We start from the raw sequence: 15,897 nt of genomic DNA, 5'->3' as shown, positions 1-15,897 counted from the left end.
GTGCTCACACAGCCGCAGATCCACGGCCATGCCGACGAGGGCTTCGGCCGCGTCGCCGACGTGTTCCGCGACAACTTCGCCACCCAGGGGGAGGTCGGCGCCGCCGCCACCGTCTACGTACGCGGCCGCAAGGTCGTCGACCTGTACGGCGGGGTGGCCGACACGCGCACCGGACGCCCCTGGGACGCGCACACGCCGGTCGTCGTCTTCTCCTGCACCAAGGGAATCCTGGCGATCTGCGCCTACCTCCTGGTCCAGCAGGGCAGGCTCGACCTCGACGCTCCGGTGACGCGCTACTGGCCGGAGTTCGGGCAGCACGGCAAGGCGGACATCCCCGTGCGGTGGCTGCTCACCCACCAGGCCGGCCTGCCCGCGTTGGACCGGCCCCTGGCCCTCGACGAGGTTCTGGCGTGGGATCCGGTCATCAAGGCGATCGAGGCGCAGACCCCGTTGTGGCAGCCGGGCACCGCGCACGGCTACCACTCGATGACCTACGGCTGGCTGGTCGGCGAGGTGATCCGCCGCGTCACCGGCCAGCTGCCCGGCGCGTACTTCTCCGAGGTCGTCGCGGAGCCGCTCGGTCTGCGTACCTGGCTCGGGCTTCCCGCCGCGGAGAGTGACACCGTCGCATGGGGTCTGGCGCCACCTCCGGACGCCGACCCGTTCGTCGACCCGGTCGCCGAACGCGGAATCACCATGGGAGGCGCCTTCGCCTTCCCCGCCGACGACAATGGTCTGGTCAGCTTCAACGACCCGGCCATCCGGGCCGCCGGCGTTCCCGGCGCGGGCGCGGTGAGCACCGCGGACGGTCTCGCGCGCCTCTACGCGGCCTGCGTGTCGGACATCCAGCACGGCCCGCTGCTGACGGCCGCGTCGGTGGACGACGCGGTGGTCGTCCGTTCGCGGGGCCAGCAGCGGCACGGCCCGCCGGACACCGGGCAACGCTGGGGGAGCGGCTTCCTGCTGCATTCACCGCCGGCCCGGCCACTGCTGGGCGAGCGTAGCTTCGGCCACGACGGCGCGGGCGGCAACCTGGCCTTCGCCGACGCCCAGCACCAGGTCGGGTTCGGGTACGTGGTCAACCAGATGCGTGGGATGGGCGACGAGCGCGCCAACCGGCTGACCGCAGCCCTCCGCGCCTGCCTGAACTGACCCCCGGACCTCCCCTCCGGCCGGACGCCGGGCGACGCCTCGCGATGATCACCGGGCGCGGGATCAGCGCTGCCGGATCAGCGGCGAGACGTCGCCCGGTTCCGCACCGTCAGTTGCCAGAGGTGGCGGGCTTTGCCTGGCCGAGGAGCCACCGCAGGATGCTGCTGTCCTCGTAGGTCGGGCCGAACGCCGCGTGGTAGTCCGGCAACGAGAACGCGGGGTCGGCGTACTCGGTGTAGCGCACGACGTCGGCGGCCTGCTCGGGGCTCTTACCCCGGGCCTCGTACGCCTGCCGCAGCAGCGTCGTGGAGTTGCGCGCGCCCGACACGTTGAGCAGGTGGTCGTGCTCGCCGTGCGTGATCCACACCGGCACCTCGGCCGCCGCGATGGCTGTCGCCTGCGTGGCGTTGACCGGGAAACCACCGGTCACCAAACCACCGGCGAAAAGGTCCGGCCGCTTGGCGAACGCCGCCCAGAGCAGTTGGGAGCCGTACGAGACAGTGGTCGCGTACACCCGGCGGGTGTCCACCGCGAACTGGCCGACGAACTGGTCGAGCAGTTTGATCAGCAGGTCCGCCTCGGCGGCCCCGCCCACCCGCTGGTGTTGGGGCGCCAGGACGATGACGTCCTCGGAGGTGCCGGTCCACTCCGGCTGCAACCAGGCGGTGGCCGGGATGTCGGCGGCGAGTTGGACACCGAGGTTGTCGCCGTCCCAGCCCATCCCGTGACCGGGCAGGACGACCATCAGCGGGTACCTGCGGCCGGGCTGGTAGTTCTTCGGCAGGTGGTAGTGGTACGGCAGCACCATGCCGCCACTGAGGTACGAGCCGTAGGTGAACTCGTCGACCAGTTGGTTTACCGGCTTCTCGGTGACCGGCCGGGACTCGCGCGGGGTGGCCCGGGCGAGCACCGGGCCCTTGCCGGCCCCTCGGCCGGGCTGGGCGTGCACGTCCTTGTGCTGCACGACCCGGGTGGGCAGCTCGGGGTTGACCTTCACAGTGCAGAGGAAGGTCGGGCACTTGGAGACGATGACAGTCGAGCCGCCGGTGTCGGCGGGGTCGAGTTCGACGATGACGTACCTGCCCGGCGCCGACCGGTGGTCGCTGCGCGTGCCGGGCACCCCGTTGGTGTAGGTGCGGGTGACGGTCCGGTCGGCGAGCTTCGGCAGGTCCTCGATGGGGTTGAAGCGGAAGTTGTAGACGGTGTCGCTCACCGAGAACGTGCCGGTGTCGAGGGTGCGGGGATTGACCGTGGCCCCGTACTCGATCGCGACCGCGGAGACCTTCTGGCCGTACGTGTAGACGGTGGTGATCGGGGTGATGCTGCGGATTCCGTCGTCGGCGCCGGGCTTGCCGCTCGCGCTGCCGTACGCCGTGCCGGAGGCGCTGGCCAGCACGAGGGTGGCGGCGAGCGGGATCAGTCCGTTTCGGAGTCTCATGCGAGTCCTTTCTCGGTGGTGGTGCGCTCAGCCAGCGATGTCGGAGAGAGACGAAGACCGTCGCTAAACTGATTTAGCAGAGCATCGATGGCGCGCCGGGCGGTGTCAATACTCGGAGGCGCAGGGCTCGCCGCCGGGGTTGGGTCAGGCCGGGCCTCCCCGGCACTGCAACAAACCTGCAAGCGTCAAACCTTGCCTTTGCGGAAACCGCTTTCCTACGATTGCGTTACATCGATGTTTCCGTTAGAGGCCGGGCGGTCAGTGCCGACAGTGGCGCTGCGAGCGCCCGGTGAAACCCTGCTTCCACCAGGGCTTATGCGACTTCGATGAATTCTTCTGTGATTCACATCCGCCTATTCATAAAGACGTGGCGGTGTGGTCGCGGCGACCGTCGAGGCGACGCCGTGGGCGGAACGAATGCGAAGGTGAGGCGAGATGAGACGACCAGTCGCGTTGCGACTTCAGGCGGCGCTGGCCACGGCAGCCGTGGGGATCGCGGTCGGGGTGGCCCTGCCCACCCCTCAGGCGTCGGCGGCGGTCGGCAGCGCCACCGGTTACGCCACCCAGAACGGCGGGACGACCGGCGGCGCGGGCGGTCAGACCGTGCGGGCCACCACGGGGACGGCGATCCACGCCGCCCTGTGCGGCCGGGCCAGTAGCAGCACCCCGATCGTCATCGAGGTGTCCGGGACGATCAACCACGGCAACACCAGCAAGGTCTCCGGGTCGAGCTGCAACACCGCGGCGGGCGTGATCGAGCTCAAGCAGATCAGCAACGTCACCATCCTCGGTGTCGGCAGCGGGGCCGTCTTCGACCAGCTCGGCATCCACATCCGCGACTCCAGCAACATCATCATCCAGAACGTGACCGTCCGGAACGTCAAGAAGTCGGGCTCACCCACCTCGAACGGCGGGGACGCCATCGGCATGGAGAGCACCGTCCGCAACGTCTGGGTCGACCACGTGACCCTGGAAGCCTCGGGCGGGGAGTCGGAGGGCTACGACGGGCTCTTCGACATGAAGGACAACACTCAGTACGTCACGCTCTCCTACAGCATCCTGCGTAACTCCGGTCGGGGCGGCCTCGTCGGGTCCAGCGAGAGCGACCTGTCGAACGGCTTCATCACCTACCACCACAACCTGTACGAGAACATCGACTCGCGTACGCCGCTGCTACGCGGCGGCACTGCCCACATCTACAACAACCACTACGTGAGCCTGCACGAGTCCGGAATCAACTCCCGGGCTGGCGCCAAGGCCAAGGTGGAGAACAACTACTTCCGCAACTCCAAGGACGTCCTCGGCACCTTCTACACCAGTGAGCGCGGCTACTGGCAGGTCAGCGGCAACATCCTCGACAACGTGACCTGGTCCAGCGCCGGCAGCGAGACCTACCCGGCGGGCCCCAACCTGACGTCCACCACCACCGTCGGCATCCCGTACCCGTACAGCCTCGACGGCGCGAGTTGCGTGCCGGAGATCGTCCGGCAGACGGTGGGCGCCAACACGGGCCTGCGGGTGTCGAACGGCAGCTGCTCTCCGCAGACCCCGCCTCCCACGACCCCGCCGCCGACCACGCCACCGCCGACCACGCCTCCGCCCACGACGCCCCCGCCGACCACCCCACCGCCGTCCGGCGGGACCAACCTGAGCCTCGGCGCCGGTGCCGACGGTTCCAGCAAGGCCAGTGGGACGAGCTACGGCAACGTGCGCGACGGCGACATCACCACGTACTGGTCACCGGCCGGATCGACCGGCACGATCTCGATCAAGTGGGGCTCGGCCACCCGGGTGTCCCGGGTGGTCATCCGGGAGCCGTCCGGCACGCAGGGCTCGATCGGGTCCTGGCAACTGGTCAACAACGACAACGGTGCCGTTCTGGCCTCCGGTAGCGGGGCGGGCTCGATCACCTTCTCCGCGACCTCGCTGAGCAAGATCAATTTCAAGATCAACAGCTCCGGTGGTACGCCTCGAGTCGCCGAATTCGAGACGTACGCCAGCTAGTGCGGTGACGCGGGCGGGGGCGGCCTCTGGTGCTGCCCCCGCCCGCGCTCGTCAGGAATCGGCGGACGGCAGGGTGTCCATGAAGGAGCTGACCGAGAAGACGGCTCGGCCGGGCCCCGCCGGGCCGTACCCGGGTGGGCTGGACAGCCCGTGCGCGTCCATCGTCGCCCGATAGGCCTCCAACAGGCGGACGTGGTATTCGAGCGGTGCGCCTTCCGGGTTGGTCCGCCCGAGCGGTGTGGTGGGCTCCGGGCACCAGGTGGTGAACCTCGGCGTGATCCCGCGCGACATGAAGTACTCAAGCCCTTCGGTGGTGGAGTCGATCGCCTCGCTAACGCTCGTGAAGCCGTGCGGGGCGGCCATCTCGACGCCCGCCACGAAGTTCGGGATCACGTTGCGTGGACCGAACACCTCGGCGGAGTCGAGGATGCGGCGGTGCCACTCCTCCCGGCCGACGTAGCGCTCCTTGCCCGGGCAGTACAACTCGAACAGCCGCTTGTCCCACACCTCGTAGTTGGGGTGGTAGATGCGGATCCCGTAGTCGTGGAAGCGCTGCACGTCGGCTCGGGGCAGCGCCTGGGCGACGACCTTTCCGATCCACCGCCCCGGAAACCGCTCCTCGATCGCCTGCGCGTACCGGCCGTAGAAGTCCGCCTCGGCCAGCCCGTTGACCTGCGAGGTGATGCTGCCGCCGGTCAACGTGTACGCCTGCGAGGCACGTTCGGTGTCGTACCGGTCGATGATCTCCAAGGCTTCCAGCACCTCGTCGACGGGCTTGACACCGGTGTACGGCCGACCGGCCTGTTTGTGCTGCCGCCAGTTGTGGTTGATGTCGCAGTACTGGCACTCCTCCTTCGCGCCGAAGTACTGGCAGACCCGGAACGCGGTCAGATAGATCAGATAGCCCCACTGGATCGTCGGGGCGACCTCCATCACCGACTTACCGTTGGCGAGCGTGTGGCGGTAGTAGGCCGGCATCGGGGGCAGCCCGACGTCGGCGATCGCCCGCCCGTCCAGGAACAGGCGCAGCCGGCCGTCGCTGTCGGTTCCGACGCGGTACGGCGAGCTGGGGTTGGTGCGGACCGAAACGACGGTACGACGAAGCTCGTACGGGCCCCCGGTGAGCACGATCTCCTCGGGCGGTCGGCGCAGCGCGGCCGTCCCCAACTCCGGAAGCGTCCGGTGGTCGAAGGAGAAGATGAAGTACGACTTCGGTTTGACGCTGCCGTTCTCGTTGTCGGTCAGCGCAGCGTCGTCGAAGGCGAGCCCGCCGCGCAGCAGGTCCTCCTTGATGACCGCCTCTCGCGGCACCTGCGGATAACGGCTCATCAACTCTTCGACGAGATCGGTGCGCGACGCCATGCGGTCCTCCTGAAACGTGGTGCGCCGAACCGGGTGGCCGACGCCACCCGGTTCCGCTGGGTCAGCTCTGCTTGGTCTCCCAGAAGATCTTCGAGATCTCCTCGATCTTGCCGAGGAGTCGCTCGGCGACCTCCGGGTCGGCGGCGCCCTTCGCGCCGCCAGCGCCGGCCAATTTGGTGGCCTCGTTGAAGAGGTCGTGCAGCTGGGGGTACTTCTCGAAGTGCGGTGCCTTGAAGTAGTCGGTCCAGAGGACCCAGAGGTGGTGCTTGACCAGCTCGGCGCGCTGCTCCTTGATGACCAACGCGCGGGTGCGGAACTCCGGATCGTCGCTGGCCTGGTACTTCTCGGAGATGGCCTTGACCGACTCGGCCTCGATCCGAGCCTGGGCCGGGTCGTAGACGCCGCACGGCAGGTCGCAGTGTGCGCTCGCGACGGTGCGTGGGCGGAGAAGGCGTGGCAGGTGCATCAGATTCCCTCCGACAACAGGCTGAAGTGACGGACGGGAGGCTAAGACCTCAACCGTACTTCATGTCAAGCGTCACGTCGTCGCGGTGCGTTGCCTCCGGACGAGGGTCAGCAGGGCGGCGTGGGTCCGCTCGTCGGCGGCGACGATCAGACCGTTCCCACCGGTGTGCAGCGGTTCGCCGTCGAGCCCGGTGACCACGCAACCGGCTGCTTGGCAGAGGGCGATTCCGGCCGCGAAGTGGACGCTGCGGCTCAGGTCGCGGCGGTCCGTCACATAGGCGGCGCGGCGACCGGCGGCGACCCATGCCACGGCCAGGCTGGTGGAGACCACCCGTGGATGGAACTGATCGATGAAGTCGTCGTCGGCGAGCATCCGGGCGGCCAGGAAGACGTCCCGGCTGGGGAACGGCGGGTCGAGGTTGACGTCGACCAGCTTCGACTCGGCCGACGGGACAAGTCGATCGTCCGTGCCGGCGCAGCGGACGTACGCGGCGCTGCCGTCGGTCCAGAACACCTCACCGCTGAACGGGTCCGCCGACGCGGCAACGGCGCTGCCCGTCCCGGTGTGCAGCGCGACGTTGACCGAGACCAGCGTGGTGCGGGCGGCGTAGTTCACAGTGCCGCAGAGCGGGTCGACCAGCCAGGTGCGTCCGTTTCCGTCAGTGCCCGTGCGCCCGCTCTCCTCGCCCATCACGACGTCGTGCGGACGCGCCCCGCGTAGGACGTCGAGGATGGCCTTCTCCGCGTCGATGTCCACGGTGGTGGCGAAGTCGTTTCCGATCTTCATGAAGCGCGTGAGCGACGACCCGTATCGAGCACGGACGACCGCGGCGCCGGCTTCCGCCGCCGCGATGGCCAAGGCGTGATCAGTGATCGGCACTCGTCACTCCGGCAGTTCGGTGATCGCGAACCGACTGGCCACCGCCGTCATGATCATCGGGGCGTCGCCGTCGCACTGGTTGACCGAGACCGCGACCCATCGACCATCGGCCGTCGTCGGGCCCCAGACCGCGAGGTCGCCGTAGCAGTCCATGTCGGACAGCGATTGGAAGAGCACCGGCATCGGTGTGCCGGCCTGCTTCCGGAACATGGGTACGTGCATGGACACCCTGCGGTGCGGCCCCCAGCGGCGGTCCAGCTCACCTGTGACGAGGGCCAGGTTCGCCATCGCGGCATCCTCGGCCTCGTTCCAGTCGGCGCCGTACACACCAACGAGGTCGTCGCTCTCCCAGAGCGGAATGATCTGGAAGCCCGCCCCCCGGGTGCCGGTCCACTCCCCGGTGGCCGGGTCTCCCTCACTGACCGGGTCGCCGTCGGTGGGCAGTTCGACGGCGAGCAGCGACTCGATGTCGGACACCGCCCGACCGATGTCGAACGCCTGGCCTGCCTTCGCCGTCACCGAGTGACTCGTCTCGCCGCTCGCCCGCGCCCCGTCGTCCGCACTGTCCGCCTCCCTCAGCTCCGATCTCGATCATCGCTCACCTCAGGCCGGTCGTGCCAGGGCGGTTGCCCCGATGCCCGCAGAGATCAGGAGACCGCAGCCCGCACCAGAGCGGTGATCTTCTTCTCCACCTCGGGGCTCCAGTTCTGCAGCGCGTACGCCACCGGCCACAGGTCCCCGTCGTCGAGGTTGGCAGGGTCCTGGAAGCCGAGCGTCGAGTACCGGTAGTTGAACTTCCCGGAGTCCTGGAAGAAGACGACGATCTTGCCGTCCTCGTTCGCGTAGGCGGGCATGCCGTACCAGGTCTTGGGCGACAGCTCCGGGGCGGCTGCGGTCACCGTCACGTGTACGCGCTCGGCGAGCGCGCGATCTTCCGGCTCCATCTGTGCGATCCGGTCGAGGACTGCCTGCAACCCGTCGGCCTTCTTCGCGCCCTTCCTGCCCTCGGCGCGCAGCTCGGCGGCGCGCTCCTTCATCGCGGCGCGCTCCTCGGCGGTGAAGCCGTCGGAATCGGTGGTGGTGGTCTTCGCGGCCATGCTCGGGCTCCCTCTCGTCGTCCGGCTCGGTGTGCTGCCGGCTGCCTGGAAAAAGGCTAGGCCGGACGTGCGCCCCGGGGCTTCTTGATTCCTGATCGGTGCGGCGCGTTACGAAGTGCCCGGATCGTCACGTTTGCTCACGTAAGAGGTCGCTGGCTAGGTTGGCGTTCTGGCAGGACGACCGTTCGATGGGGGAGACCAGGCATGAGCACCACCGCCGACCGGTTGGCGACCGCGTACTTCGACGCCATCGCGGCCCTCTGCCAGGTGACCCCGAAGGGCTGGTACGCCGAGCGGGGCACCGCTCGCGCGGGGATCACCCACGCCGGCCTCGCGTCGCTCAACGGGGTCTTCGACCTGACCACCGACCCGGATCTCGAGTCGCTCGACGAGTTGGCGACCGAGGTCGCCAGGCACATTCCGCACTGGTCGATCATTGTTCGAGGTGAGGCGGGCGCCGCGGTCGTCGACCTCGCGGCCCGGCACGGGCTGCGGGGACGCAGCGTCATGCCCTTCCTGGCCTGCGCCACGGATGACATCGCGTTCCGGCCTGACCCGCCCCAGCAGCGGACTCCGGTGCGTCGGGTTGGTGCCACCGAGAACGACACGTACACCGACGCCCTCACCGAGAGCTTCGAGGCGCCCGAAGGCGCCTTCGGCTCGTTGATGGGCGGTGCGGTGCTCGACACCGACGGTGTGACCGGCTACCTGGCCGAGGAGTCCGACCGTCCCGTCGGCACCGCCCTCGGGATGCTGACCTCCGGCGTGATCGGCGTTTTCAACATCGGCGTCGTACCGTCCGCCCGGGGTCGTGGCCTCGGCCGCACGCTCACCGAAACGGTGCTGCGCGATGGCATCGCGGCCGGCGCGGACGCCGCCTACCTGCACACCAGCCCGATGGGCCGGCCGCTCTACGAGTCGATGGGGTTCGCGCTCGTGGAGAACTGGACGATGTTCGCGACGCAGTGACGGCGCGATCGAACTGTTTCCTGATGGGGGAGAAGGCCATGAGCTTCAGCGAGAACGTACGTTCGGCCTTCCGCCGAGGCGAGACCGACGCCGTGGTGCGCATGAGCGAGGCCGAGATCGCGCGGGCGCAGGCAGCCGGCGACCCGGCAGGTGAGGTAGAGGCCCGCTACAGCCTGGCCCGGGTCGCCATCCGCGGAGGTGACCTGCCGGGCGGGGAGGCCCGCGCGCGGGAGGCCCTGGAGGTGGCGCTGCGCTCCGGTGACCGCAGCCTCGAGGAACGGCCGAGGCACGTGCTGGCCGGCGTCGCGCGGATGTCCGGTGACCTGGTCCGCGCCCGGGACCTGTATCGGGAGAGCATCGCGCTCAACGAGACGCTGGGCCAACCCCAGACTGTCAACTCCGAGTACCACAACCTGGCGTTCTGCGAGCTGGGGCTGGGCAACCTCGAGGTGGCGAGGACACTGTTCGCCGAGAACCGCGAGCGGGTGTTCCGCAACGCCTGGGCCGACTTCGTGCCGTACGTCTGCGTCGCCGGCGCCGCGCTCGCGTCGGCCGAGGGCGACCACGCGCGGACGGCGCGGATGATCGGTGTCACGGACGCGGCGTTCGCGGCGATCGGCCAGGTGCCGGACCCGGACGACGCGGCCGATCTCGCCACGATGCGCGCCGCAGCGACCGAGGCCCTCGGCGCCGCCGCGTTCGACAAGGAGTACGCCGAGGGACAGCGCCTCGACCCGCAAAGGGCCTTCGGTTACGACAACCGCTGACCGAACGCACGCGCCCCGCGCACTCGCGCCTCGCGCCCAAGATCCGCGCAACTTCATGGATAGTGCTGCCTCCGGAGCTTGGGAGACACCAACATCCCTGATGTTGCGCGGATCGTGTCTTGCGCGGATCGTGGCGACGGCCGCCGGGACGGCTAGGACTGTTCTCGGGCGTCGGCGATGATCCGTCCACGCTCCGACTCGGGGAAGCGGTCGAGCATGGCCCGCGCGTCGTCGGCGCTCACGTTCGCGCCGAACAACTCGCTGCCGGGTTCGAGGCGTACCCCCTCGCTTAGCGGGCCGGCGACGACCGGATCGAAGCCGAGTGCGTCCACCAGGGACGCGACGGCGCTGACGTCGGTGGCGTCGTCACCAGCGAGCACGATGGCCTTGCGGTCGGCCGTGCCGGCCGGCCGGGCCTCGTCCTCGAGATCGTGGTAGCCCATGTGGTTGAACGCCTTGACGACGCGTGAGCCGGACAGGAAGGCCTGCACTGTCTCACTCGACGAGGTACGCGGGTCGGTGAGGTCGTCGCGGATGCCGTCGATCTCCCACCAGTAGTTCATGGCGTCGACGACGAGCTTGCCGCGGAGTGCGTCGACGGGGACGCTGCGGTACTTGCCCAGTGGCAGGGCGAGGATGACGACGTCGGCGCGTGCCGCAGCGTCGAGGGCCGTTGTGGCCTCCGCCCCCGGGGCGAGGACCTCGACGGTGAGCGCGATCTTCGCTGGGTCGCCGGAGCCGGCCACCAACACCCGGTAGCCGGCGGCGACGGCGAGGCGGGCCAGCACCGTTCCCACCTTGCCGGCCCCGAGGATGCCAAGGGTCGTGGGCCGGCTCCGGTCGTTGTCGTTCATGTCGTCCTCTCGGTGTGACGGGCTGATCAGGCCAGGATGTCGCGGACCATGGGGATCACCCTGGAGCCGTACAGCTCCACGGCGCGCATCCGGGCGCTCGCCGGTTGTGCTCCGGCCGAGTAGATGAGGTCGAACCGGCCGACACCGAGGCTGCGGATCGCACGGGCCATCCGGCGGGCCACGGTCTCCGGGGAACCGATGTAGAGGGAACCGTTCTCCACCTCGGAGTCGAACTCCTGCCGGCGGATCGGCGGCCAACCACGCAGTTTGCCGATGCGGTCCCGCATGACCCGGTAGTGCGGCCAGTAGATCTCCTTGGCCTCCTCGTCGGTGTCGGCGATGAAGCCGGGCGAGTGCATCCCGACCGGGTGCGCGGTCGTGCCGAGCTGGTCGGCCGCCCGGCGGTACAGGTCGATGTAGGGCGCGAACCGCTCGGGGGCGCCACCGATGATGGCGAGCATGAGCGGGAGGCCGTACTGGGCGGTGCGGACGACCGACTGCGGCGAGCCGCCGACGCCGACCCAGGTGCTCAGGTGACCCGACTCGGTCTTCGGGAAGACGTCGGCGTTCTCCAGCGGCGCCCGCAGGGTGCCGCTCCAGGTCACCGGCTTCTCGTCCAGCAGCTTCACGAAGAGTTCGATCTTCTCCTCGAACAGCGTGTCGTAGTCGCGCAGGTCGTAACCGAAGAGGGGGAACGACTCGGTGAACGAGCCGCGACCGAGGATGACCTCGGCCCGACCGTTCGACAGCGCGTCGACGGTGGCGAAGCGCTGGAAAACCCGGACCGGGTCGTCCGAACTCAGCACTGTCACGCCGGAGGCCAGCCGGATCCGGGAGGTACGGGTGGCGATGCCGGCCAGGACCGTCTCCGGCGTCGACACCGAGTACTCCGGCCGGTGGTGCTCGCCCAGGGCGATGACGTCGACGCCGAGTTGGTCGGCGAGCACTGCCTCGTCGACGACCTGCCGGATCGCCGCGGCGTGGGAGACGAGCTTGCCGGAGTCGTCGTTCGGTACGTCGCCGAACGTGTCGAGGCCGAACAGAACGTCAGACATTGGTGGGCTCCTTTGCCAACAACTCGCGGACCCGCGGAGCGACCTCGCTGCCGAGCAGTTCGATGGTGCGCGCGCGTGCGTCGCGGGGGAGGTGCATGATGTCGTACTTCAGGTCGAAGCGGCTCAGCCGCAGGTCGCGGGCGACTCTGGCGATCTTCTGCGCCACCGTCTCGGGCGATCCGACGAAGAGCGCCCCGTGGTCGATTTCCGCCTCGTAGCGTGCGCGGTCCGGTTTGTAGAAGCCACGCTCCTTGGCGAGCGCCGCCGCGACCGGCTGCCAGTACCGCCACCACGTCTCCACCGCCTCCTCGTCGGTGTCGGCGACAAGGCCGAGAGAGTGCTGCCCGATTGGCTGCGGGGTATGCCCGAACTGTTCGAGCGCCTTGGTGTAGAGGTCCACGTGGCCGGCGAACCGCTGGGGTCGCCCGCCGATGATCGCGAGCATGAGCGGGAGGCCGTGCCGGGCGGCGCGGACCACCGAGTTCGGGCTGCCCCCGACGCCGATCCAGGTCGGGATGCCGCCGGGCTGCATCCGGGGGTGCAGGCGCTGGTCGACCAGAGCGCTTCGCACCGTCCCGGACCAGGTGACCGGTTCGTCGCGCTGAAGTCGCAGGAAGAGATCCAGCTTCTCCTCGAACAGTCGCTCGTAGTCGGCCAGGTCGTAACCGAACAGCGGGAACGACTCGGTCGCCGAGGCGCGGCCGAGGACCATCTGGGCGCGGCCGTTCGAGACGGCGTCGAGGGTCGCGAACTCGTGGTACAGGCGTACCGGATCGTTCGTGCTGAGCACCGTGACCGAGGTGCCGAGGCGGATCCGCTCGGTCGCCGTCGCGGCTGCCGCGAGCAACACGGGTGTCGCGGAGTCGTTGTGACCCTCCCGGTAGTGCTCACCCAGGCTGAACACGTCGAGTCCGACCGACTCGGCGAGTCGTGCCTCGGTCACGAGCAGCCGTACGGTCTCGGCGTCGCTCAGGACGCGGTCGCCGTCGGTGGCCACCTCGCCGAACGAGTTGAGCCCCAGCTCGAAGTCTGCAGCTGCCATCGTCTCCTCCTCGGTGCTCTCGCAGCCGGCGATCCACGGAAGTAGACCTACCGGTTGACGTGTCAATGATGCTAACTTGGCGATTGACGCGTCAATTCCCGGGAGAGTGAGATGACGGAGACCACACCCGGCCGGCGGGGCGGCCGCCAACTCCCGACCGCCGAGGAGTTGCGGATCTGGCGGGACTTCATCGAGACGACGGCAGCGCTGAGCTCCCGACTCGAATCCCGTCTCCAGAGCGACTCCTCGCTCTCGACCGGGGACTACGCCGTGCTCCTCGCTCTCAGTGAGGCGGAGGGTCAGTCGATGCGGTCGTCCGAACTCGCCGCACACATCGGCTGGGAGCGCAGCCGCCTGTCGCACCACCTGGGGCGGATGGAGCGACGTGGTCTCATCCGCCGTCAGGAGTGCGCGACAGTGCCCCGAGGGGCGGAGGTGTTGCTCACCACGACCGGTGCCGAGGCGTTCGGAGGGGCCACCTTTCCGCACCTACGCGCCATCCGCGAGCTGTTCGTCGACGCCCTCACGCCGGATCAGATCGTCGCGGCGGGCGAGATCGCCGCAGCGCTGCAGAGGAATCTCGACGTCCTCCGCGAGGGATGACCGACGGTCACCGGGTGAACGGCTCACTGGAAACAGCAGACGTCAATAACTGTCAGTGATCATCAGATTGCCCACAGCAACATTGGGGTGGTCCAATCCTCCAGAAACCCGCCACTCCGACCGCCGACCGGCGGACTGGCGACGGCTGCGCCGCTCGGGAGGTACGCCCATGATCGAGACCGCCACCGCAGGGACCCGACCGACTCCACCAAACCAGCGGGCGGAGTCGGTGCTGCCGGAGTTACGCGAGATGTGGTGGGAGACGGGAGTGCGGGCGCGGGCGGAGGCCGGCGTCTTCGCCGTGTTCGCGGAACTACCCGGGCTCGTCCGGACAGCGCTGGGCATCAGCTGGCGCGCGGACCGACTTCGTACCGGCGTGGTGGCCGCCGCGACGGTCGGCGCGGGGGTGATGGCGGCCTTCGGGTTGTTGGCCACGCAGCGGGTCCTCGTCGAGTTGTTCGCCGGCGGACCGACCGCCGACAAGGTGCGGGCGGCGCTGCCCGCGCTGGCCGTGCTGGCGGCGACGGTTGCGCTCCGCGCCGGCATGGGCATCGCCACCGGGTACGCGCAGAACGGGCTGACGCCCCGGGTGAGCCGCGAGGTGGAGCGGGGGCTGTTCGAGGTGTCGACGGCAGTCCGGTTGGAGGCGTTCGACGCTGACGCGTTCGCCGACGACATGGAACGGGCCTCCCGGGGGACCGAGTCGACGATCGGGTTGGTGCAGGCGTCGATGAACCTGCTCGCCGGATTGGCCGGGCTCCTGGCCGTAGCGGCCGCCGTCGTCATCATCCACCCGTTGCTGCTGCTGGCGCTGGTCGTCGCCACGGTGCCCAACGCCTGGGCGTCGCTGCGGTCCGGGCACCTGCGGTACCGGACGTACACCGCCGGGTCGGTGCGTCGGCGTCGACTGTGGCTGCTGCACAAGCTGATGGCCGAACGCGCCTCAGCGCCGGAGCTGCGCTCGTACGGGCTACGCGGATTCCTGCTCGACCAGTACGACCGGGTGATGCGGGTGGAGACCGACATCCAACTCGCCCTCGCCCGCCGGGTCACCACGACCACCACCGTCGGTGCACTCATCGGCGGTCTCGCCACAGGCACCGTGTACGTCCTGCTCGGGTTGCTGCTCCTGGACGGGCAGATCCCTCTCGCCGCCGCGGCGACCTGCGTCATCGCGGTGCAGTCCGCCCAGCGATCCCTGGCCATCGCCACCTTCCAGGTCGACCACGTCTACACCGAGGGGCAGCACTTCGGTGACTACACGGGCTTCATGGCGCGGGCCGTCGCGTACCTGCCGAAGGCCACCCGACCCGATGCCGGTGCCGGTGCCGAACGGCTGCGGGAGTTGAGCGTCCGGGGGGTGAGCCTGCGCTACCCCGACCGGGACACCCCTGCCGTGGACGGCGTGACGTTGCGGATCACCGCTGGGCAGACGGTCGCGTTCGTGGGGGAGAACGGCTCGGGCAAGACGACGCTCGCCGCGATGATCGCCGGCCTCCGCGTACCCAGCGACGGCACGATCGAGTGGAACGGCCGACAGTTGTCGGACTGGGACGTCGACGGGCTGCGCGCCCGGATCGCCGTGGTGACGCAGGAGTACCACAAGTGGCCGTTCACCGCCGCCACCAACATCGCCATCGGCGACGTCGAGACCGAGGCCCGGCAGGAGCGCATCGAGGCCGCCGCCGCCCGCGCGGTGGCCCACCACATGATCAACGAGCTGCCCCACGGGTACGAGACACTGCTCGACCGCACCTTCGCTCGTGGCCAGGACCTCTCCGGTGGGCAGTGGCAGCGCATCACCGCAGCCCGTGGCTTCCTGCGTGACGCCGAACTGCTGATCATGGACGAGCCGTCCTCAGCGCTCGACCCCCGCGCCGAGGACGCCCTGTTCCAGGCCATCCGTGACCGGAGAGGTCGAGCCACCACGATCCTCATCACGCACCGGCTCGCGAACGTCCGTCACGCCGACCGGATCTTCGTCCTGCACCACGGCCGGCTGGTCGAGGCCGGCACGCACGACGGCCTCGTCGCCACCGGCGGTCGGTACGCCGAGCTGTTCGCCCTCCAGGCCGCCGGTTACGACACCAGCCCGGCCGGGGATCCTCGGCCGCCCTCGGCCTCCCGCTGACCACCAACGCCGGCGCGGACGGGCCGTTTCATCGGGCTCACCCAGCGGTTAGGCCGTTCTCCGCCGGTCGTGGGGAGG

At 69.4% G+C, this 15,897-nt stretch carries 15 protein-coding genes; 6 read left to right on the top strand and 9 right to left on the bottom strand.

The genetic code is table 11. The annotated features are described in order from the left end of the window. On the top strand, window positions 1-1,152 hold the full coding sequence (locus ACWCO3_RS00550) for a serine hydrolase domain-containing protein (protein ID WP_450007737.1): 1,152 nt from the start codon (window positions 1-3) through the stop codon (window positions 1,150-1,152). A gap of 109 nt (window positions 1,153-1,261) precedes the next feature. Here the strand turns inward: ACWCO3_RS00550 and ACWCO3_RS00545 are convergent, their stop codons facing one another. Then, window positions 1,262-2,590: a hypothetical protein gene (locus ACWCO3_RS00545; RefSeq protein WP_450007735.1), complete on the bottom strand. Its 1,329-nt coding sequence runs from the start codon at window positions 2,588-2,590 to the stop codon at window positions 1,262-1,264. 435 nt (window positions 2,591-3,025) lie between these two features. Here ACWCO3_RS00545 and ACWCO3_RS00540 point away from each other — a divergent pair, with 435 nt between their 5' ends. Then, window positions 3,026-4,594 (top strand): pectate lyase family protein, encoded by a 1,569-nt coding sequence (locus ACWCO3_RS00540; RefSeq protein WP_450007733.1) that lies wholly within the window; start codon window positions 3,026-3,028, stop codon window positions 4,592-4,594. Window positions 4,595-4,645: 51 nt separating this feature from the next. Here ACWCO3_RS00540 and ACWCO3_RS00535 read toward each other — a convergent pair whose 3' ends face one another. The 5 genes from ACWCO3_RS00535 to ACWCO3_RS00515 form a co-directional block, all read right to left on the bottom strand. Next, window positions 4,646-5,956 (bottom strand): radical SAM protein, encoded by a 1,311-nt coding sequence (locus ACWCO3_RS00535; RefSeq protein ID WP_450007731.1) that lies wholly within the window; start codon window positions 5,954-5,956, stop codon window positions 4,646-4,648. A gap of 61 nt (window positions 5,957-6,017) precedes the next feature. Then, on the bottom strand, window positions 6,018-6,422 hold the full coding sequence (sodN, locus tag ACWCO3_RS00530; protein ID WP_145784599.1) for a superoxide dismutase, Ni: 405 nt from the start codon (window positions 6,420-6,422) through the stop codon (window positions 6,018-6,020). 72 nt (window positions 6,423-6,494) lie between these two features. Beyond that, window positions 6,495-7,301 carry an inositol monophosphatase family protein gene (locus tag ACWCO3_RS00525; protein WP_450007728.1) on the bottom strand — a complete coding sequence of 269 codons (807 nt, stop codon included), beginning with the start codon at window positions 7,299-7,301 and terminating at the stop codon, window positions 6,495-6,497. Window positions 7,302-7,304: 3 nt separating this feature from the next. Then, a complete protein-coding gene (locus ACWCO3_RS00520; RefSeq protein WP_358162955.1) occupies window positions 7,305-7,820 on the bottom strand; it encodes a hypothetical protein in 516 nt (171 codons plus the stop codon). A gap of 128 nt (window positions 7,821-7,948) precedes the next feature. Beyond that, complete coding sequence (locus ACWCO3_RS00515; protein WP_145784593.1) at window positions 7,949-8,398, bottom strand: iron chaperone; 450 nt, start codon at window positions 8,396-8,398, stop codon at window positions 7,949-7,951. A 204-nt stretch (window positions 8,399-8,602) separates the two neighbouring features. Between ACWCO3_RS00515 and ACWCO3_RS00510 the strand changes: the two genes are divergently transcribed. Both ACWCO3_RS00510 and ACWCO3_RS00505 read left to right on the top strand, forming a co-directional pair. Next, a complete protein-coding gene (locus tag ACWCO3_RS00510) occupies window positions 8,603-9,367 on the top strand; it encodes a GNAT family N-acetyltransferase (RefSeq protein WP_450007724.1) in 765 nt (254 codons plus the stop codon). A 38-nt stretch (window positions 9,368-9,405) separates the two neighbouring features. After that, the gene (locus ACWCO3_RS00505; protein ID WP_423438368.1) at window positions 9,406-10,134 is read left to right on the top strand and encodes a tetratricopeptide repeat protein; all 729 of its coding nucleotides are present in this window, start codon (window positions 9,406-9,408) and stop codon (window positions 10,132-10,134) included. A 152-nt stretch (window positions 10,135-10,286) separates the two neighbouring features. Here ACWCO3_RS00505 and ACWCO3_RS00500 read toward each other — a convergent pair whose 3' ends face one another. From ACWCO3_RS00500 to ACWCO3_RS00490, 3 genes are read right to left on the bottom strand one after another with little or no spacing between them, the layout of a single operon-like run. Next, complete coding sequence (locus ACWCO3_RS00500) at window positions 10,287-10,988, bottom strand: NADPH-dependent F420 reductase (protein WP_450007722.1); 702 nt, start codon at window positions 10,986-10,988, stop codon at window positions 10,287-10,289. 26 nt (window positions 10,989-11,014) lie between these two features. Then, on the bottom strand, window positions 11,015-12,043 hold the full coding sequence (locus tag ACWCO3_RS00495) for an LLM class flavin-dependent oxidoreductase (protein ID WP_145784585.1): 1,029 nt from the start codon (window positions 12,041-12,043) through the stop codon (window positions 11,015-11,017). After that, window positions 12,036-13,085 (bottom strand): LLM class flavin-dependent oxidoreductase, encoded by a 1,050-nt coding sequence (locus ACWCO3_RS00490; protein WP_357934480.1) that lies wholly within the window; start codon window positions 13,083-13,085, stop codon window positions 12,036-12,038. Before ACWCO3_RS00490 ends, ACWCO3_RS00495 begins: the two co-directional genes overlap by 8 nt. Before the next feature lie 111 nt (window positions 13,086-13,196). On the opposite strand from ACWCO3_RS00490, the gene ACWCO3_RS00485 reads away from it, so the two are divergent. Both ACWCO3_RS00485 and ACWCO3_RS00480 read left to right on the top strand, forming a co-directional pair. After that, on the top strand, window positions 13,197-13,688 hold the full coding sequence (locus ACWCO3_RS00485) for a MarR family winged helix-turn-helix transcriptional regulator (protein WP_145784581.1): 492 nt from the start codon (window positions 13,197-13,199) through the stop codon (window positions 13,686-13,688). Between the two features lie 250 nt (window positions 13,689-13,938). Further along, window positions 13,939-15,819: an ABC transporter ATP-binding protein gene (locus tag ACWCO3_RS00480; protein WP_450007760.1), complete on the top strand. Its 1,881-nt coding sequence runs from the start codon at window positions 13,939-13,941 to the stop codon at window positions 15,817-15,819. The last annotated feature ends 78 nt before the right edge of the window (window positions 15,820-15,897 follow it).

It is taken from the genome of Micromonospora sp. NPDC002411 (genome assembly GCF_053592955.1).
This window is presented reverse-complemented; position numbering and strand designations above follow the sequence as displayed.

What these genes read in the sequence shown, in the direction of transcription:
- ACWCO3_RS00500 (WP_450007722.1), bottom strand. Translation starts at nt 10,988, where the DNA reads ATGAACGACAACGACCGGAGCCGGCCCACGACCCTTGGCATCCTCGGG.
- ACWCO3_RS00540 (WP_450007733.1), top strand. Translation starts at nt 3,026, where the DNA reads ATGAGACGACCAGTCGCGTTGCGACTTCAGGCGGCGCTGGCCACGGCA.
- ACWCO3_RS00480 (WP_450007760.1), top strand. Translation starts at nt 13,939, where the DNA reads ATGTGGTGGGAGACGGGAGTGCGGGCGCGGGCGGAGGCCGGCGTCTTC.
- sodN (WP_145784599.1), bottom strand. Translation starts at nt 6,422, where the DNA reads ATGCACCTGCCACGCCTTCTCCGCCCACGCACCGTCGCGAGCGCACAC.
- ACWCO3_RS00510 (WP_450007724.1), top strand. Translation starts at nt 8,603, where the DNA reads ATGAGCACCACCGCCGACCGGTTGGCGACCGCGTACTTCGACGCCATC.
- ACWCO3_RS00495 (WP_145784585.1), bottom strand. Translation starts at nt 12,043, where the DNA reads ATGTCTGACGTTCTGTTCGGCCTCGACACGTTCGGCGACGTACCGAAC.
- ACWCO3_RS00505 (WP_423438368.1), top strand. Translation starts at nt 9,406, where the DNA reads ATGAGCTTCAGCGAGAACGTACGTTCGGCCTTCCGCCGAGGCGAGACC.
- ACWCO3_RS00485 (WP_145784581.1), top strand. Translation starts at nt 13,197, where the DNA reads ATGACGGAGACCACACCCGGCCGGCGGGGCGGCCGCCAACTCCCGACC.
- ACWCO3_RS00490 (WP_357934480.1), bottom strand. Translation starts at nt 13,085, where the DNA reads ATGGCAGCTGCAGACTTCGAGCTGGGGCTCAACTCGTTCGGCGAGGTG.
- ACWCO3_RS00515 (WP_145784593.1), bottom strand. Translation starts at nt 8,398, where the DNA reads ATGGCCGCGAAGACCACCACCACCGATTCCGACGGCTTCACCGCCGAG.
- ACWCO3_RS00535 (WP_450007731.1), bottom strand. Translation starts at nt 5,956, where the DNA reads ATGGCGTCGCGCACCGATCTCGTCGAAGAGTTGATGAGCCGTTATCCG.
- ACWCO3_RS00545 (WP_450007735.1), bottom strand. Translation starts at nt 2,590, where the DNA reads ATGAGACTCCGAAACGGACTGATCCCGCTCGCCGCCACCCTCGTGCTG.